Genomic DNA, 17,316 nt, shown 5'->3' on the forward strand with positions numbered 1-17,316 from the left:
CTGCGATCCTTTCGAGCACGGGAAACTGTCCGCCCCGCTCAGAGAATTCGATGGAGCTCGATGCTTCTAGGGATCGAACGGGAACTCCCCGGAAGCGCGGCCGTGCCTATGGCCTATGGGCGCTACTCGCATTGTTGTTTTGGTCTGGGGCGGCATTCGGACAGCAACCGAATTTTGGGACTTGTGATGCCCGGATGTGGTTAGGGCAGGGCCCTGTCGCCGGAGCCCCAAGTCAGCTCACAGCGGTCAACACCAGTACCAATCCGTTTTTGTTCACCCCGGTAGGTCTGCCCACGATGATCTACAACGGGATGGGGTACAACCCCGTTGATAACTACATTTACGCGATGGGTGGCGCTACTCCGACTAACACGCTAGTGCGGATTGGTGCGGACGGTAGCGTGGTTTCGTTAGGGCCGGTTACTGGCTTGCCCCCGGCGGCTTACAACGCTGGCGGGACGACTCCCAGCGGCGGCATCCTATATGTACGGGAAGGGACTTTGAACTCGACCCTGTACGCGATCAACCTTAGCACGCTGACCGCAACCGCGATCACCTTGTCACAACCGATCCAAAGTGCGGACTTCGCAGTGTCAGGGGGCTTGATATACGCGGTAGCTGCTGGCACCAACACTGGCCAGCTGTATTCCATCAACCCGACTACTGGCCAAGTGGTTGCCATTGGCACCCCGCAAAACACAACGTTGTTCTTCGGCTCTATGTTCGGAGGATCAACTGGGGTGTACGGCAGTGCCAATACCGGCGGATTCTATAAAATTGATGTGGCGACCGGCGGGCAAACCCTGATTTCAGGATCGCCTGGAGCATTTAACAACGATGGCGCGCACTGTCCGGCAGCAGCAATCAGCTTCGGTTCTGATCTGGCTATCACTAAAACCAATACGCCGGGTGTCAACGGCAATGTCGATCAGACGAATGACATCTACACCCCCGGTACCAACGTCGTTTACACCATCGTCGTCCGCAACAACGGCCCATTCGGCGCGCAGAACGTGCACGTCACCGATCCGTTGCCGGTCGGCATCACGACGGCCAGCTGGACTTGCACCGGCACTGCCGGCGGCATCTGCACTGCAAGCGGCACGGGTGCGATCAATGATTTGACCGTCGACTTACCGGTCGGTGGGTCCGTGACCTATTTGATGACGGTCACGGTGCCCGCGGCCTTTACCGGTCCGCTTACCAATACCGCGACGGTCGCGCCTGGCCCCGGTACCACTGAAACCACCCCTGCGAACAATCAGGCGACCGACAGCGACGATCACAGGCCGTGGGTAACGCTGAGCAAGATCAGCCTCGGTGGCGTCGGCAGCTTTGGCTTCACTGGCAGCAACGGCATCGCTGCACAAACATTGACCACGGCCGCGGCCGGCACGCCGGTTAACGGCGCGAGGCAGACGCTAACGACGGCAGGCGTGGCCACGACCATCACCGAAGCGGCGGTGGCTGGCTACCTAGTCACGGATATCACCTGTACCGGCATGGCGGCCGGCGGTACCGCGACACCGAACCTAGCCGCCCGCACGGTGACGCTGGATGCTGCTGCCACGGCGCTCGGCGCGGAAATCGTTTGTACTTTCACCAATAGCCGACAGCCGATTCTGCGTCTGCAAAAATCCCTGCCCGCAGGGCGCGCCGTCGCGAGCGACCAGTTCACATTGCAAATCCTCGGGCCAAGCGGCGGCAGCACGATCACCACAACGGGCAGCAGCAACACACCGACAGAAGTAGCCATCTTGAATCCGGCCACCATCGGTGGTGCGCACACCTTGTCCGAGGCTGGCGCTGGGGCGACCAACCTGGCGGGCTATACGACGACCTACGCCTGTACGAACGCCCTGGGCGGCGGGCAGACACCGACGGGCAGCGGCACCAGCTTCAATGTGACACCGGTGGCGGGCGACGACCTCACCTGCACCTTCATCAACACCCTCATACCGATTTCCGACCTATCGTTCAGCAAGGCCGTCGACAATGCCGCCGCTGCGGTCGGTACCAACGTCACCTTCACCTTGACGGTCAACAATGCCGGTCCGTCCGACGCCACCAATGTGGTGATCACCGACCTGTTGCCGGCCGGCTACACCTTCGTGTCCTCGGCTGGGCCGGGTACGTATACGCCGGGCACCGGCGTGTGGGCGGTCGGTACGGTCGTTAGCGGCGCAAGCGCCGTGCGCACCATCGTGGCGACGGTCAATCCCACCGGCCCCTACGTCAACAACGCGGAGGTCACCGGTGTCGACCAACCGGACCCCGATTCCACCCCGGGCGACGGCACCGGCGACGATTTCGCCAGCGTTACAGTGACGCCGAGCGTGACGGCCGATATAGCGGTCGCCAAAACCTTGACCACGGCCGGGCCGTACCTCATCGGCCAAACCGTGTCGTTCGACATCGTGGTCACCAACAACGGCCCGTCGCCGGCATCTAACGTCCAGGTAACGGACACGCCGACCAATATGACCGTGACCGCGGTGACCGGCGCTTGCACGGCGCTGCCATGCACCATCGCGAGCATCGCAGCAGCGTCTTCGGCGACGGTTACCGTTACCGGCACCATCACCGCCGACGGCGCGTTCTCCAACTCCGCGACCGCGACCTTGCCGCCGGGCACGATCGATCCCACGCCGGGCAACAACACCGGCACCGATGGGGGTACGACCACACCGACTGCTGACATCGCGGTGGTCAAGACCTTGACGACCGCTGGGCCGTACCTCGTTGGCCAAGCCGTAAGCTACGACATCGTGGTCACCAATAACGGCCCCTCGGCGGCAACGAGCGTGCAGGTGGCCGATACGCCGACCAACATGACCGTGACTGCGGTGAGCGGCGCTTGCACGGCCTTGCCGTGCACCATCGCCAGCATCGCAGCCGGCGCTTCGGCGACGATCACCGTCACCGGCACCATCAGCGCCGACGGCGCGTTCTCCAACTCCGCGACCGCGACCTTGCCGCCGGGCACGACCGATCCCACGCCGGGCAACAACACCGGCACCGACGGTGGTACGACCACACCGACCGCTGACATTGCGGTGGTCAAGACCTTGACGACCGCTGGGCCGTATGTCGTTGGTCAAGCCGTTACGTACGACATCGTGGTCACCAACAACGGCCCGTCCGCTGCAACGAGCGTGCAGGTGGCCGATACGCCGACCAACATGACCGTGACTGCGGTGAGCGGCGCTTGTACGGCGCTGCCGTGCACCATCGCCAGCATCGCAGCCGGCGCTTCGGCGACGGTCACCGTTACCGGCACCATCAACGCCGACGGCGCGTTCTCGAACTCCGCGACCGCGACCTTGCCGCCGGGCACGACTGATCCCACGCCGGGCAACAACACCGGCACCGATGGTGGCACGACCACACCGACTGCTGACATCGCGGTGGTCAAGACCTTGACGACCGCTGGGCCGTACCTCGTTGGCCAAGCCGTAAGCTACGACATCGTGGTCACCAATAACGGCCCCTCGGCGGCAACGAGCGTGCAGGTGGCCGATACGCCGACCAACATGACCGTGACTGCGGTGAGCGGCGCTTGCACGGCCTTGCCGTGCACCATCGCCAGCATCGCAGCCGGCGCTTCGGCGACGATCACCGTCACCGGCACCATCAGCGCCGACGGCGCGTTCTCCAACTCCGCGACCGCGACCTTGCCGCCGGGCACGACCGATCCCACGCCGGGCAACAACACCGGCACCGACGGTGGTACGACCACACCGACCGCTGACATTGCGGTGGTCAAGACCTTGACGACCGCTGGGCCGTATGTCGTTGGTCAAGCCGTTACGTACGACATCGTGGTCACCAACAACGGCCCGTCCGCTGCAACGAGCGTGCAGGTGGCCGATACGCCGACCAACATGACCGTGACTGCGGTGAGCGGTGCTTGCACGGCGCTGCCGTGCACCATCGCCAGCATTGCAGCCGGCGCTTCGGCGACGATTACCGTCACCGGCACCATCGGCGCCGACGGCGCATTCTCCAACTCCGCGACCGCCACCTTGCCGCCGGGCATTACCGATCCCACGCCGGGCAACAACACCAGCACCGACGGTGGGACGACCACGCCGACCGCGGACGTGGTAACGCAGAAAACGCTGACCACCACCGGTGTGATCATCGCCGGGCAAACGGTGCAATATCAGATCGTGGTGACCAACAACGGTCCGTCGATCGCCACCGGCGTTGTCGTTAACGACACGCCGACCAATATCACCATTACAGCGATCAGCGGCGCGGGCTGTACCGCATTCCCGTGCACCCTCGGCAGTCTGGCGGTAGGTGCAACCGCGACCATCACGGTCACGGCCACCGTCGGGCCGACCGGTGGCGCGTTCAACAACTCCGCGACCGCGACCTTGCCGCCGGGCACGACGGATCCGGTGCCGGGCAACAACACCGACGATGCACCCGCGACGGCCGGCGCTCAGCCGATCAGTGCCAACGCCGACAATCCGCCGGCCATCAATGGCGGCGCGGGTGGGACCACGCCGAGTGTGCTGGCCAACGACACGTTGAACGGTCAGCCCGTCACGGTTGGCCCTGGCGGCAACGTTGCGTTGACCCCGGGCCCCAGTCCCAATCCGAACTTGAGCATGAACCCGGACGGCACGATCACCGTCGCGCCGGGCACGCCAGCCGGTACCTACAGCTATCCGTACACGATTTGTGAGTTGGCCAATCCGACCAACTGCGCCACCGCCATCGCGACGGTGACCGTCGATCCGTCGGATTTGGTCGCCAACCCCGATGATTACAGCGCCCCACCCATCAACGGCGCCGGCGGCGGCACCACACCGTCGGTGCTCAGCAACGACACCCTCAACGGCCAGCCGGTCACGGTCGGTCCGGGTGGCAATGCGGTGCTGACCCCGGGCGTGAGCCCGAATCCGGGTTTGACGATGAACCCCGACGGCACGATCACTGTCGCGCCAGGCACGCCGGCAGGCACCTACACCTATCCGTATACCGTGTGCGAGGTGATCAACCCGAGCAACTGCGCGACCACCACCGCGACCGTCGTGGTCAGCGCCGCGCCGATCGTCGCGGTGCCGGACGATTTCAGCGGTACGCCGATCAACGGCAGCAGCGGCGGCACCACGCCGACGGTGATCAGCAACGACACCCTCAACGGCCAGCCGATCACGGTCGGTGCGGGCGGCAATGCGGTGCTGACCCCGGGCGCGAGCCCGAATCCGGGCCTGAGCATGAACCCCGACGGCACGATCACTGTCGCGCCAGGCACGCCGGCAGGCACCTACACCTATCCGTATACCGTGTGCGAGGTGATCAACCCGAGCAACTGCGCGACCACCACCGCGACCGTCGTGGTCAGCGCCGCGCCGATCGTCGCGGTGCCGGACGATTTCAGCGGTACGCCGATCAACGGCAGCAGCGGCGGCACCACGCCGACGGTGATCAGCAACGACACCCTCAACGGCCAGCCGATCACGGTCGGTGCGGGCGGCAATGCGGTGCTGACCCCGGGCGCGAGCCCGAATCCGGGCCTGAGCATGAACCCCGACGGCACGATCACTGTCGCGCCAGGCACGCCGGCAGGCACCTACACCTATCCGTATACCGTGTGCGAGGTGATCAACCCGAGCAACTGCGCGACCACCACCGCGACCGTCGTGGTCAGCGCCGCGCCGATCGTCGCGGTGCCGGACGATTTCAGCGGTACGCCGATCAACGGCAGCAGCGGCGGCACCACGCCGACGGTGATCAGCAACGACACCCTCAACGGCCAGCCGATCACGGTCGGTGCGGGCGGCAATGCGGTGCTGACCCCGGGCGCGAGCCCGAATCCGGGCCTGAGCATGAACCCCGACGGCACGATCACGATCGCGCCAGGCACGCCGGCAGGCACTTACACCTATCCGTACACCGTGTGCGAGGTGCTTAACCCGAGCAACTGCGCGACCACCACCGCGACCGTCGTGGTCAGCGCCGCGCCGATCGTCGCGGTGCCGGACGATTTCAGCGGTACGCCGATCAACGGCAGCAGCGGCGGCACCACGCCGACGGTGATCAGCAACGACACCCTCAACGGCCAGCCGATCACGGTCGGTGCGGGCGGCAATGCGGTGCTGACCCCGGGCGCGAGCCCGAATCCGGGCCTGAGCATGAACCCCGACGGCACGATCACGATCGCGCCAGGCACGCCGGCAGGCACTTACACCTATCCGTACACCGTGTGCGAGGTGCTTAACCCGAGCAACTGCGCGACCACCACCGCGACCGTCGTGGTCAGCGCCGCGCCGATCGTCGCGGTGCCGGACGATTTCAGCGGTACGCCGATCAACGGCAGCAGCGGCGGCACCACGCCGACGGTGATCAGCAACGACACCCTCAACGGCCAGCCGATCACGGTCGGTGCGGGCGGCAATGCGGTGCTGACCCCGGGCGCGAGCCCGAATCCGGGCCTGAGCATGAACCCCGACGGCACGATCACGATCGCGCCAGGCACGCCGGCAGGCACTTACACCTATCCGTACACCGTGTGCGAGGTGCTTAACCCGAGCAACTGCGCAACCACCACCGCGACCGTCGTGGTCAGTGCCGCGCCGATCGTAGCGACGCCCGACACCGCGACCACCCCGCAGAACACGCCGGTGGTCACCCCGGTGTTGTTGAACGACACGCTCAACGGCGTGCCGATCGACCCCACCCAAGTGGCGGTGACGGTGCCTACGCCGCCGGCGAACGGTACCGTGACGGTGAATCCGGACGGCACGATCACTTACACGCCGAACCCGGGCTTCTCTGGTACCGACACTTACACCTATCAGGTCTGCGAAACGATCAATCCGAGCAACTGCGCGACGGCGACCGTGACGGTGACCGTGCAACCCAACCAGGTGACCGCTGAAGACGACACGGCGAGCACACCGGCCAATACGCCGGTGACGATCCCGATACTGGGCAACGACAGCACCACCGGCTCGCCGCTGAATCCGGCGTCGATCACCTTCCCGACGTTGCCGGCGAACGGCACGGTGACCTTGAACCCCGACGGGACGGTGACCTATACGCCGGCGCCGGGCTATCTGGGCCCCGACACGTTCGTTTATCAAGTGTGCGATTCGTCCACGCCGACGCCGGTGTGCGACACCGCCACGGTGACCGTGCAAGTCACCGGCAGCCCGCCGGTCGCGAACCCGGACGGCGAGCAGGTTACCGGTGTGGCCGGCGAACCGCTGATCATTCCGGTGCTGGCCAACGACAGCGATCCCGACAACAACATCGATCCGACCTCGATCCTGTTGGTCGGTGCCGGCGGCGACGGCAAGACCCTGGTCGTGCCGGGCGAGGGCACCTGGACGGTGAACCCGAACGGGACGCTGACCTTCATGCCGGTGCCCGGCTTCGTGGGCGCGGTCACGCCGATCCAGTACACCGTGGCCGATACCACGGGCCTGCGCTCGAATCCGTCGACGGTCCGCGCGACCATCGTTGGCGACGTGCAGTTGCGCGTCAGCAAGACCGCCCAGCCGCGCGACGTGCGGATCGGCGATCTGGTGCGCTACACCCTGACCATCGAGAACGTCGGTCAAGCCGACGCGGTCGATGCGGCCTTGATGGACACCCCGCCGCCGGGATTCACCTACGTCAGCAATTCGCTGATCGTGGTCGATCGTGACGGCGGCGGTCGCCAGACCGGCACGTATCCCATCCGTGTCGATCAAATCGACATCGCCCGCGGCGGGCGCGCGACGGTGGCGTACATGCTGCGGGTCGGTGCCGGTGTGCGTCCGGGCGTGCACGTCAACCGCGCGCTCATGCAGGACAACGGCCGCACCGTATCCAACCAGGCGCAGGCCGAGGTGCGGCTGGTGTCCGATCCGCTGCTCGACGAGTCCTTGCTGCTGGGCACCGTGTTCGACGACCGCGACGGCGATGGCTGGCAGGATCCGGCCACGCTGGAGGACCTGCGGGTCCAGGGCGGGTTCGCAGCCGATGCGTACGTGCCGGGTTCGACCACGATCGATCGTGGCGACGGTCCGCAGCCGCTGGCCGATGCGAGTGCGCCGTTGCTGCACGGCATCACCGTCGGCACGCTGCCGGGCCGCGGCTCCGAGGCCGATCCGGCGCCGGTGGTGGTGATCGCTCAAACCTTGCGCGAGCCGAAATTCACCGACGACTTTGCTTTGACCAGCGGCAGCGGCACCGGGTTGCGCCTGAGCGCAGACGGCACCGGCCGCGTCGAGCGCAACGGTCGCGCGGCGAAGGGCCTCCATGGCGGTGCGCCGCGGGTGGAGCGTCGCATCAGCCAAGTCGAAGGCGGCGTGCGCGTGGAGTACGCGGTCTACAACGACGGCATCGACGAACGCGGCATTCCCGGCGTGCGCATTGCGTCGGTGGAGGGCCTGTTGATCGAAACCGATCCGTTCGGTCGCTATCACCTGGAAGGTGTGTTGGGCGGATCGTGGGAACGCGGCCGCAACTTCATCCTCAAGCTCGATCCGGCGACGTTGCCTCCGGGCACGGTCATGACGACGGCCAACCCGCTGGTGCGCCGCATCACCCCAGGCCTGCCGGTGCGCTTCGACTTCGGTGCCAAGCTGCCTCCGGGCACGCTGGACGCGGCGCCGGAAGCGGTGGAGATGCGTCTGGACGAAGTGATCTTCGAGCCCGGCAGTGCCGTCATCGGCGCGAAGTACCAGCCGGTGATCGCGAACATGGCCGAGCAGGTCGAACGTCATCGCGGCGGGGAGGTGGTGATTGCCGCGAACGGCGAAACCCAGACGCTGGCTTACGAGCGGGCTAAGGCCGTTCGTGAGGCGCTGCTGGCGAAGTTGCCGGCCGAGCAGGCCCAGTCGCTGAAAGTCACCCTGCGCAGCGATCTGGAGGGTGGCGAAGCGCTTGCCACGCTCGGCGACTCGCCGAGGCTGGGCACGGTGTTGTTCGATACCGGACAGGCGCGGATCCGACCGCAGTACCGAAGCTTGATCGAGGCCATGGCCGCCGATATCGAACGGCGCGGCAGCGGCACGGTCAGTGTGGTCGGTTACGCCGATGTCCGCGGCGACGTTGCCTCCAACGATCGGTTGGGATTGGCGCGGGCCAAGGCGGTGCAAGAAGCCATCGCGGCGAAGTTGAGCCCGGCCGTACGAGCGAAGTTGACGGTCCGTGTCGAGAGCGATCCGCAAGCGCCCATAGTGCGCAGCCAGGGGAGGACGCCGTGATGAGCCTCAAATTGAAGCTGCTGGACTACTCCCTGATCTGCGTGATTGCGAGTCTTTCAACGCAAGCGACCGCACAGACTCAGGAGCCTGCTTCCGCCACGCCGGCGCAACCGGCGGCGGCATCGGCTGAGGCGCCCGCAGGACAAGCGTCAGCGGACGCGGTGTCGTGCGGGAAGGACGGCTGCGGCGACGCAAACGGCCTGGTGATGCGCGTGTACACCCGGGGCGAGCGCGAGCCGAGCGTCGAAGGGGCCAACCCGCGTGCCGCGGCCGAAGTGCTGCAGCCCGATCGCCGTGTCGAGGTATCGCGCGACGGTCAACCGGGCCGTGCGGTGGCGACCGGCAAATGGTCGGCACAATTGCCCGGTGGCGGCGTGATCTGGGCGACCGAAGATCCCAATCTCGGCCAGCCCGAACTGAATGTATCGGCGCCGAGCCTGGTGGCATTCGATGGCCGCCGGGTGGTCAAGCCGGTGCAGTTCTACATGCAGAACAACTACTCGGCCTTCATCCGTCGCAGCGAGGTGCTGATTTACCGCGCCAGCGATGTGGATCTCGTCGAGCCGGTCGCGACCGTGCCGTTGACAGGCGGCGCCACCGGCAGCACCGAGTGGAGCGGCGAACTGCCGGAATCGATGCACCTGCGCGCCGGCGATGAGCTGGTGTACATCGTGCGCGCCCATGGCGACAACGGCGCCTACGACGAAACCTTCCCCCGCAAACTGCAACTGGTGCGCCCCGAAGAGGCCGAGCGTGGCGCGCAACAACTGCGCCGGGCGATCGAGCAGCGTTACGGCGATGCCTTCAACAGCGAGCAGGCCCAACAGCAGAGCCTGGTCGACAGCGCGTTCGGCGAGAATAGCCTGCGACAGCAGAACATCCCGATTTACGGCTCGCGCATTCGCATCCAGGGCCGCAACCTGCCGGCGGAGACCAGCGTCACCATCAACGGCCAGTCGCACCCGGTGGATCTGGAGCGAAAGCTGGTCGCCGAGTACCTGGTGCCGGTGGGGCAGCATCGCTTCGAGGTCGCGGTGGAGGGCAAGGGAGGCCAGTTCAAGCGCCAGCTCGATATCGACGTCAGCGGCCGCTACCTGTTTGCGGTGGCCTTGGCCGACGTGACCGTATCCAAAAACAGCGCGTCGGGTTCGGTGGAGGCGCTCGGCGCCGACGCCGACCGGCTGGACGATAGTTTGCTGGTCGACGGACGCTTGGCGTTCTATTTGAAGGGCAAGGTCCGCGGCAAGTACTTGGTCACCGCGCAGGCCGATACCCAGGAACGCGAAATAAGCGAACTGTTCAACGGCTTCTGGGATGCCGACCCGCAGGACATCTTCCGCCGGCTCGATCCGAACCTGTACTACCCGGTGTACGGCGACGATTCCACCGTCTACCGCGACGTCGACACCCAAGGTCGCTTGTACCTGCGTGTGGACTGGGACAAGAACCAAGCGTTGTGGGGCAACTTCAACACCGGCATTACCGGCACGGAGTACGGCCAGTACTCGCGTGCACTGTATGGCGGCGCGTTTGCGTGGCGCTCCCAGCGCAATACCGCACTGGGCGAACCTGGCACCGAGCTGCGCGCCTTCGTGTCGGAGGCGCAGACCGCACCGGGTCATAGCGAGTTCCTCGGAACCGGCGCCAGCCTGTACTACCTCAAGCACACCGACGTGCTGCCGGGGTCGGAGCGCCTGGTCATCGAGGTGCGCGACGACACCACCGGCCGGGTCGAAAACCGTATCGAGCTGCACCGCGGCGCCGACTACACCATCAACGAAATGCAGGGACGGATCGAACTGTCGCGGCCGTTGCTGACCCGCGCCGACAAGTTCAACTTGCCGCGACTGACCATCGACACCCCGCTCGACGGCTTGAGCCAAGTGCTGCTGGTCGACTACGAGTACGTGCCAACGGGTTTCGACCCCGACGACGTGACCGCGGGCGTGCGCGGCAAGCATTGGTTCGGCGAGCACCTCGCGGTGGGCGCGACCTATGTGGACGAAAACCGCGCAGGCGAGGACTACACGCTCAAAGGTGCCGACATCACCCTGCAAGCCGGGCGTGGCACCTACCTCAAATTGGAGCAAAGCCGTACCCAGGCCACCAGTGCGCCGGTGTTCTTCTCCAGCAACGGCGGCCTGAGCTTCACCCAGCGCAATGCGGCCTTAGGGGCACGCGAAGGCGATGCGCGAGCGGTCGAGGCGCGAGTCAACTTCAAGGAACTGGGCTGGACCCAGGACGATTGGGCGATGGCCGCCTGGTGGCGCAAGGTCGACAACGGCTACTCGATCAGCCGCTTCGATCAGGGCTTGTCGATCGAGGAGCGTGGCGCCGAGTTGATCGGCATGTTCGGTCCGCGCTTCCAACTGTACTCGCGCTACAGCCGCGCCGAACGCGGCTTGGACTCCCTCACTCAAGCGCAGATCACCGGCGAATGGCGCATCGATGAGAACAATACGCTCAGTGCCGAGCTGCGCCGGGTCGACGAGGAACATGGCGGCGGAGGCCCCTTCTCCGACGCGGCGGGCACTTTGGCGGCGCTGCGGTACCTGCGCCGGATCGGCAGCACCTGGGAGTTGTACGGGACGGCCCAGAAAACCGTCGACGACGACGATGGAAAATACCGGGACAACGACGCGGTGACCCTCGGCGGCAAGTACCTGTTCGGCGATCTTTCCAGTGTGGGTGCCGAGCTGACCAGCGGGGATCGCGGGGATGCGGCACAGATCAATGCCGAGTACCGGCTCACGCCCGATCACAGCTTCTATGGTGCCTACACGCACTCGACCGACCGCAGCGAGTACGACCCGCTGTTCAACCGCCGTCAGACACCGGGCTGGACATTCGGCCAGCGCTGGCGCCTGTCGAACCAGGTCAACTTGTTCAATGAGAGCCAGTTCTTGAAAGAACCGGACGCCTCGGGCATCGCCCACACGTTCGGCATGGATTTCTTCCCTGCGCAGAACTGGAATCTGGGCTTTACCCTGCAATCGGCCGAGTTGGATAAGGACATCGGCCAGGTCGATCGCGACGCGATCAGCCTCAGCGGCGGGCATACCACGTCCAATACGCAATGGCAGAGCAAGCTCGAGTGGCGGCGCGATTCCGGCGCCGAGCAGCGCGAGCAATGGGTCAGCACCAACCGAGTGCTGCACAAGTTCAGCGAAAGCTTCCGCGTGGCCGCGAGGGTCAACTACTCCAAGACCGAAGATCAGATCCTGGCCGAGGCGGGCGCGAAGTTCATCGAAGCCAATCTGGGTTTTGCGTGGCGGCCGTTCGACAGCACCCGCTGGGCGCTGCTGGGCAAATACACCTATCTGTACGACGTGTCGGCTTTGGAGCAGGAGGGCCCGAATCGCGCCGAGTACGACCAGCGCAGTCAAGTGCTGGCCTTCGAGGGCGTGTACAACCCCGACAACCGCTGGGAATACGCGGTCAAGCTGATGCGCCGCGAGGGCGAGGTGCGCACTGGACGACTGCAGGGCGAGTGGGCCGACTCGGCCGCGACGTTTGCCGCCGGCCAAGTTCGCTATGAATTTGGTGGCGTCTGGCACGCCTTAGCCGAGTACCGCTGGTTGGCTGTGAAAGACGGCGGCGACAAGCAAGGCGTGCTATTTGGCATCGACCGTGACATCGGTCAAAACTTCCGCATTGGCCTGGGCTACAACTTCACCGAGTTCAGCGATGACCTGACCGATTTCGACTATGACCACCGTGGCGTATTCCTTAATGTGGTCGGCAAGTACTAGTTGCACGAATACAAACGGTTCGTGCGACATGAGCTTCCTGGCCTTTGGACGGCACGCCCCCGAAGGGGCGTGCGCTGGCGGTTGATCCAGGGCTGGATTCCGGCTTCACGCCAAAATGGGGCGGGATTGATCGTGAGTAGCCCTGCTGGAAAGGGCATTGTCCGTTGCGCGCTGTCGGCCAGCCTAAGGACGTAACGCTTCATGGGTATTCACGTCACTTATCACCCGTTTGCGCCGGCCGAAGTGAACAGCATGTACTTCGACCTCATGAGCCGCGATGCGTCCATCGAGCGTTTAGCCCTGCAGCTAGGATTGGACCCGGACGCCTCGACCAAGCTGAAAACGTTACTGTTGAATGGCGGCCGCGCTCGTCCCGGTGGGATGAGTCTTAGCCAGACTCACGCGCACAACATGGCCAAAGTGTCGGGTCTGCTACGCAACTGCTGGTATACGGGCAACTGCCGATTTTCTGCACTAGAAGCGATGCCCGATTTCGGCCAGTACATGACCGATTGGCGGGACCTCATGCTCGGGAAGATTGTTCGCGGGCCGTCTCGCCATGAGAGCGTCGTGCCCGGCGACGACCGTATCTTATTTTTAAGCTGCGAGGCACTGAGGCGATTGCGTGCTGATGCTGCCGAGCATGGGGCAATGCGATCACAGTTGAATCGCGTCTTCCCACGAGGCTGGCTCCCGATTTTCTGGGAAGCCGCGGACCACGCTGTTGCGAGCGACTGTGGGCTTATTGAAGCGGTCGACCTTGTACGCCCTGACATTATCGCCCCGTCGTCGCTTATGGCGTAGTTTCCAGGTCCGATGGTTGCTCATGAGCGCGCGCCCTTGCGGACACCGGCAGGGCGGTGAGCCGAGTACGGAGCGCGACAGACGACGGGTCGACTCGATCGATCGACGCATAGCGGTAGCATCTTCGATACGGCGCTACTGCTGCCCATCGCGATGGGGGCGCGCTGATGCAGGTAACGACCTGGCCGACCTCCGCCCAGGCCCAATTGGCTGCCGCACCGGAGACAAGCGCCAGTTCGACGGGCAGGGCGTCTTCGATGCTAATCACGCCGGATGTCGCTGCGGGGTGGGTTGGCGTGCTGCCATTGGTTACCTGCAGCGTATCGGTGCCGTTCCTGCCACTGAACGAGTCACCGACGATGGTCTTCGCCAGCGTCAGTTGCGGCGCCAGTAGTGCGTCCGTGTCGAACGAGGCGTTGTTCTCCCTCGTGGAATCTATGCGGTTGGCTGGCACGGACACCGAGGCGGTGTTCGTGACTGTCTGGGCCCCAGCCGAAGACATCGCTCCGGCCAACCCGTAAATCAGAGGCGCGGCCGCCCACCACCGGGACCGGGCGGCACGCTGGGGCGATGTCCGAAAAATCATGTCGACATCCTCTCTTCTTTCGTCCACGACTTCACCGGGTATGCAAATCACAGAGCTTCCATTTAACGCCAAGAGGCTATTGCTCCTGATCTTGCAGCAATGTACCGGTTTCCTTTGCAAGTCGAGCGCACTTCAAGCTGGCATTCCTTAACCTGTGGCTGAGTGATACAGCCGCATCAGAAGACAGTTTCCTCGTGAGTTCAGGCACTTTCGATGTTGGAACGGATCGATCTTGATCCTGGATGCCACGCGTTCTTCAGCCGTCCGTCGGAGGACGCGGGTAAGCCTCACAGCGAAGGCGACAGTCCGTTTGCCGAGATGAACTATTCACGTGGCTTGCTTCCATAACGGTTCAGCCTCACGCAACTGTTTACCAGTGAGAAATCGTGAGCGTCCCACGTTATGAGCACTAATCCACAGAAGTAGTGCGCGCTCTATCTGATAGCGTTGCCTGGGGTGTCACCTCCTTAGCGCTGACCTAGAAAGGAAGGGGCAAAAAGGGAATCTACAAAACGATCGGCGCAGCTGCTGCGAGCGGCTCGAACGCTTGCACCTATTTTCCGCGGCTCCAGAGTGTCTTTATGCCGTGGCCACACCGCCCCAGCGTGATCCGCATGCCGAGCCCTCGGCGCGCCCGGCCATGCTTGATTCGCACAGAGATAGGCTAGGAGATTCCGCAATGATAGGCACATTGCTCGACTTGGCGGCCGATCTGGTCCGTTGGCTGCATGTACTCGCTGCATTCGCTTGGCTGGGCGGCGGCCTTTGGGTAAGACGCCTAACACTACGAGCAGAACCGCTCTTAGATCAGCGGTCTGACTTAGACGTCTGGGAAACGCACAGCCTACAATTTTGGCGGTGCGAAAGAATCGCTGCACCTACTGCGGCAGAGCTTGCCCGCGTCGTTTGGTCGTTCAATCAGATGCGCTGGATGGTCGGCAGTGGCATTGTGCTGTTCTGCCTCATCTACTATCGGCAACCCCTGGCGTACTTGGTCGACCCAAGCGTTGCTCGGCTGTCAGCCCGCGAAGCAATCGCAGCCTCGGTACTAGGCTTAATTGGCGCGCCTATTGTCAACGAATTCGTCAATCGCATACCGCTGCGTTACAAAACGCTATATATGATCGCGACCATCGCCCACGTCCTTGGTTGGGCTTGGCTGTATGCGAACCTGTTCTCCCAGCACGGCGCCATGATCCAGATTGGCGCCATGATCGGCGTAGTTATTGCGTCCAATATCCTCTGGTGGCTCTATCCGAGGATGCGCAAGGCGTTTAACGTGTTGTTTAAGGGCGGGAAGCAGGATCCCATCGATAAGCAGTATTGGGCTCGACGGGGTCTTCATTCGTACCTCACCTTAGCTATCGTCTTCTTGATGCTTTCCAGCCATATGGGAAGTGTCGTCCGAGCTAACGGCTACACGTTCCTTACCATTGCTACCGTACTGGCAGTGAGCGTGGGTGCTCGATGGGTCCTCGACGCCATCCACGAAAACGGCGGGGTCATGCCAATGCAGCTGCGCTGGAAAGCTGCGACTGCAGTCGTAGCACTCGGGCTAATGATGACCTGGATGGCCTTGCCGCGAACCCCGACCAAACAGGTCACCGCTCACACAAGTACCCACGCTCCGGTAAGCAGTGGCGCGCACCCAGCTGAGAACTCAAGCGTGGGTTCTGTCGCGAGCTCAGCCGTCAGTGGCGCAGTCCCATTGCGCGCTGATGCGATCGTTCAACAGCGCTGCGCGGTTTGCCACGCCGCGCAGCCCAGCTTCCCTGGCATGACCTCACCTCCGAAGGGAATCGTCTTCACCTCCGAAACCCTACCTCTCTATGCGAGCCTGATCGCCGCTGTAGTGCAGAGCGAACGCATGCCGCCTGGCAACGCCACGGACATGCAGCCGGATGAGCGCAAGACAGTGACTCAATGGGCAACCGAGCATGCACGCTGAGTTGCTCCCTTATTGGTACCCGATAGCGCGAAGTGAAGACGTGCGCAAAGGCCCCGTCAGCGCGTCGCTGTTAGAGCGCGATCTCGTGCTGTATCGGACCGGCCAACACATCGTGGTAGCCGCCGATCGTTGTCCGCACCGCGGCATGCGGCTTAGCTTGGGACAGCATCGAGATGGTGTCTTGATATGCGCCTACCATGGCTTGGCGTTCGGGCAGGAGGGGCGCTGCATTCATATACCGGCACATCCCCACCTCACGCCATCACAGCAGTTCCAGCTCTCCACTTATCCCGCGGTGGAGCGTTATGGATTGGTTTGGACCTGTCTTGGCGCCTCACCTTCGCCATTTCCGGAACTGAGCTCCGATTGGGACGATCCCGCATTTCGCAAAGTGGCGCCCGATCCAGTGCCGATCGCCGCTAGTGCGGGTCGACAAGTGGAGGGCTTCATCGACGTGGCGCATTTCGCGCACGTGCACACCACCACCTTTGCCGATCCTGCTAACGCGGCAGTGCCTACATATTCCGTCCAGGTCGACGACGGTGGATTGCGTTTTGACTACTGCAGTACGGTCTCGAACTACGCCGTCGGCAGTGGAATCACTGCGGAGGACTTCGTGTGGCGTCGTAGCTTCAACGTTCGCCTTCCCTACTTGGCTCACCTGACGGTGCATTTCCCCAACGGGCGCCTGAATATTTTGAACGCCGCCAGTCCGGTGGCGAGCGACCGTACCGTGCTGTTCTCTCCGGTGTGTTTCGACCTGGAGCTCGGCACGAACGAGGCGGTCAAGGATTTCAACGCCCGCATCTTCGCCGAGGACCGTCTGATGGTGGAGAACCAGCAGCCACGCCATCTTCCGCTGGAGTCCGGCGAAGCGTCCTTCGCGGCGGACCTCGCATCGGTTCACTACAGGCGTCTATTACGGCAAATGGGGTTGTCCACGGCATGAGCCGCACTATTCCATTTCTGTGGAATTCTCAGTGAGCCCCTCCCGCATACCGAGACGAGTGTGGT

At 63.9% G+C, this 17,316-nt stretch carries 6 protein-coding genes; 5 read left to right on the forward strand and 1 reads right to left on the reverse strand.

What is annotated here, in order from left to right:
* Positions 1-194: 194 nt before the first annotated feature.
* From ACKN61_RS02320 to ACKN61_RS02330, 3 genes are all read left to right on the forward strand, one after another.
* On the forward strand, positions 195-9,212 hold the full coding sequence (locus ACKN61_RS02320) for a DUF6923 family protein (protein WP_408952121.1): 9,018 nt from the start codon (positions 195-197) through the stop codon (positions 9,210-9,212).
* The gene (locus ACKN61_RS02325) at positions 9,212-12,964 is read left to right on the forward strand and encodes a hypothetical protein (protein ID WP_408952122.1); all 3,753 of its coding nucleotides are present in this window, start codon (positions 9,212-9,214) and stop codon (positions 12,962-12,964) included. Before ACKN61_RS02320 ends, ACKN61_RS02325 begins: the two co-directional genes overlap by 1 nt.
* 201 nt (positions 12,965-13,165) lie before the next feature.
* Positions 13,166-13,768 carry a hypothetical protein gene (locus ACKN61_RS02330; RefSeq protein ID WP_408952123.1) on the forward strand — a complete coding sequence of 201 codons (603 nt, stop codon included), beginning with the start codon at positions 13,166-13,168 and terminating at the stop codon, positions 13,766-13,768.
* On the opposite strand, the gene ACKN61_RS02335 is transcribed toward ACKN61_RS02330, so the two are convergent.
* Positions 13,758-14,228 (reverse strand): hypothetical protein, encoded by a 471-nt coding sequence (locus ACKN61_RS02335; RefSeq protein ID WP_408952124.1) that lies wholly within the window; start codon positions 14,226-14,228, stop codon positions 13,758-13,760. The two genes, ACKN61_RS02330 and ACKN61_RS02335, sit on opposite strands and share 11 nt — an antisense overlap.
* Positions 14,229-15,033: 805 nt before the next feature.
* Between ACKN61_RS02335 and ACKN61_RS02340 the strand changes: the two genes are divergently transcribed.
* Positions 15,034-16,302, forward strand: coding sequence for a urate hydroxylase PuuD (locus ACKN61_RS02340; protein ID WP_408952125.1), 1,269 nt, complete (start codon positions 15,034-15,036; stop codon positions 16,300-16,302).
* Positions 16,292-17,251 (forward strand): Rieske 2Fe-2S domain-containing protein, encoded by a 960-nt coding sequence (locus tag ACKN61_RS02345; protein WP_408952126.1) that lies wholly within the window; start codon positions 16,292-16,294, stop codon positions 17,249-17,251. The genes ACKN61_RS02340 and ACKN61_RS02345 overlap by 11 nt, the downstream gene beginning before the upstream one ends.
* The last annotated feature ends 65 nt before the right edge of the window (positions 17,252-17,316 follow it).

This window comes from Lysobacter sp. Hz25, assembly GCF_046097045.1.
Taxonomy (GTDB): domain Bacteria; phylum Pseudomonadota; class Gammaproteobacteria; order Xanthomonadales; family Xanthomonadaceae; genus Lysobacter; species Lysobacter antibioticus_B.

What these genes read in the sequence shown, in the direction of transcription:
- ACKN61_RS02340 (WP_408952125.1), top strand. Translation starts at nt 15,034, where the DNA reads ATGATAGGCACATTGCTCGACTTGGCGGCCGATCTGGTCCGTTGGCTG.
- ACKN61_RS02325 (WP_408952122.1), top strand. Translation starts at nt 9,212, where the DNA reads ATGAGCCTCAAATTGAAGCTGCTGGACTACTCCCTGATCTGCGTGATT.
- ACKN61_RS02320 (WP_408952121.1), top strand. Translation starts at nt 195, where the DNA reads ATGTGGTTAGGGCAGGGCCCTGTCGCCGGAGCCCCAAGTCAGCTCACA.
- ACKN61_RS02330 (WP_408952123.1), top strand. Translation starts at nt 13,166, where the DNA reads ATGGGTATTCACGTCACTTATCACCCGTTTGCGCCGGCCGAAGTGAAC.
- ACKN61_RS02345 (WP_408952126.1), top strand. Translation starts at nt 16,292, where the DNA reads ATGCACGCTGAGTTGCTCCCTTATTGGTACCCGATAGCGCGAAGTGAA.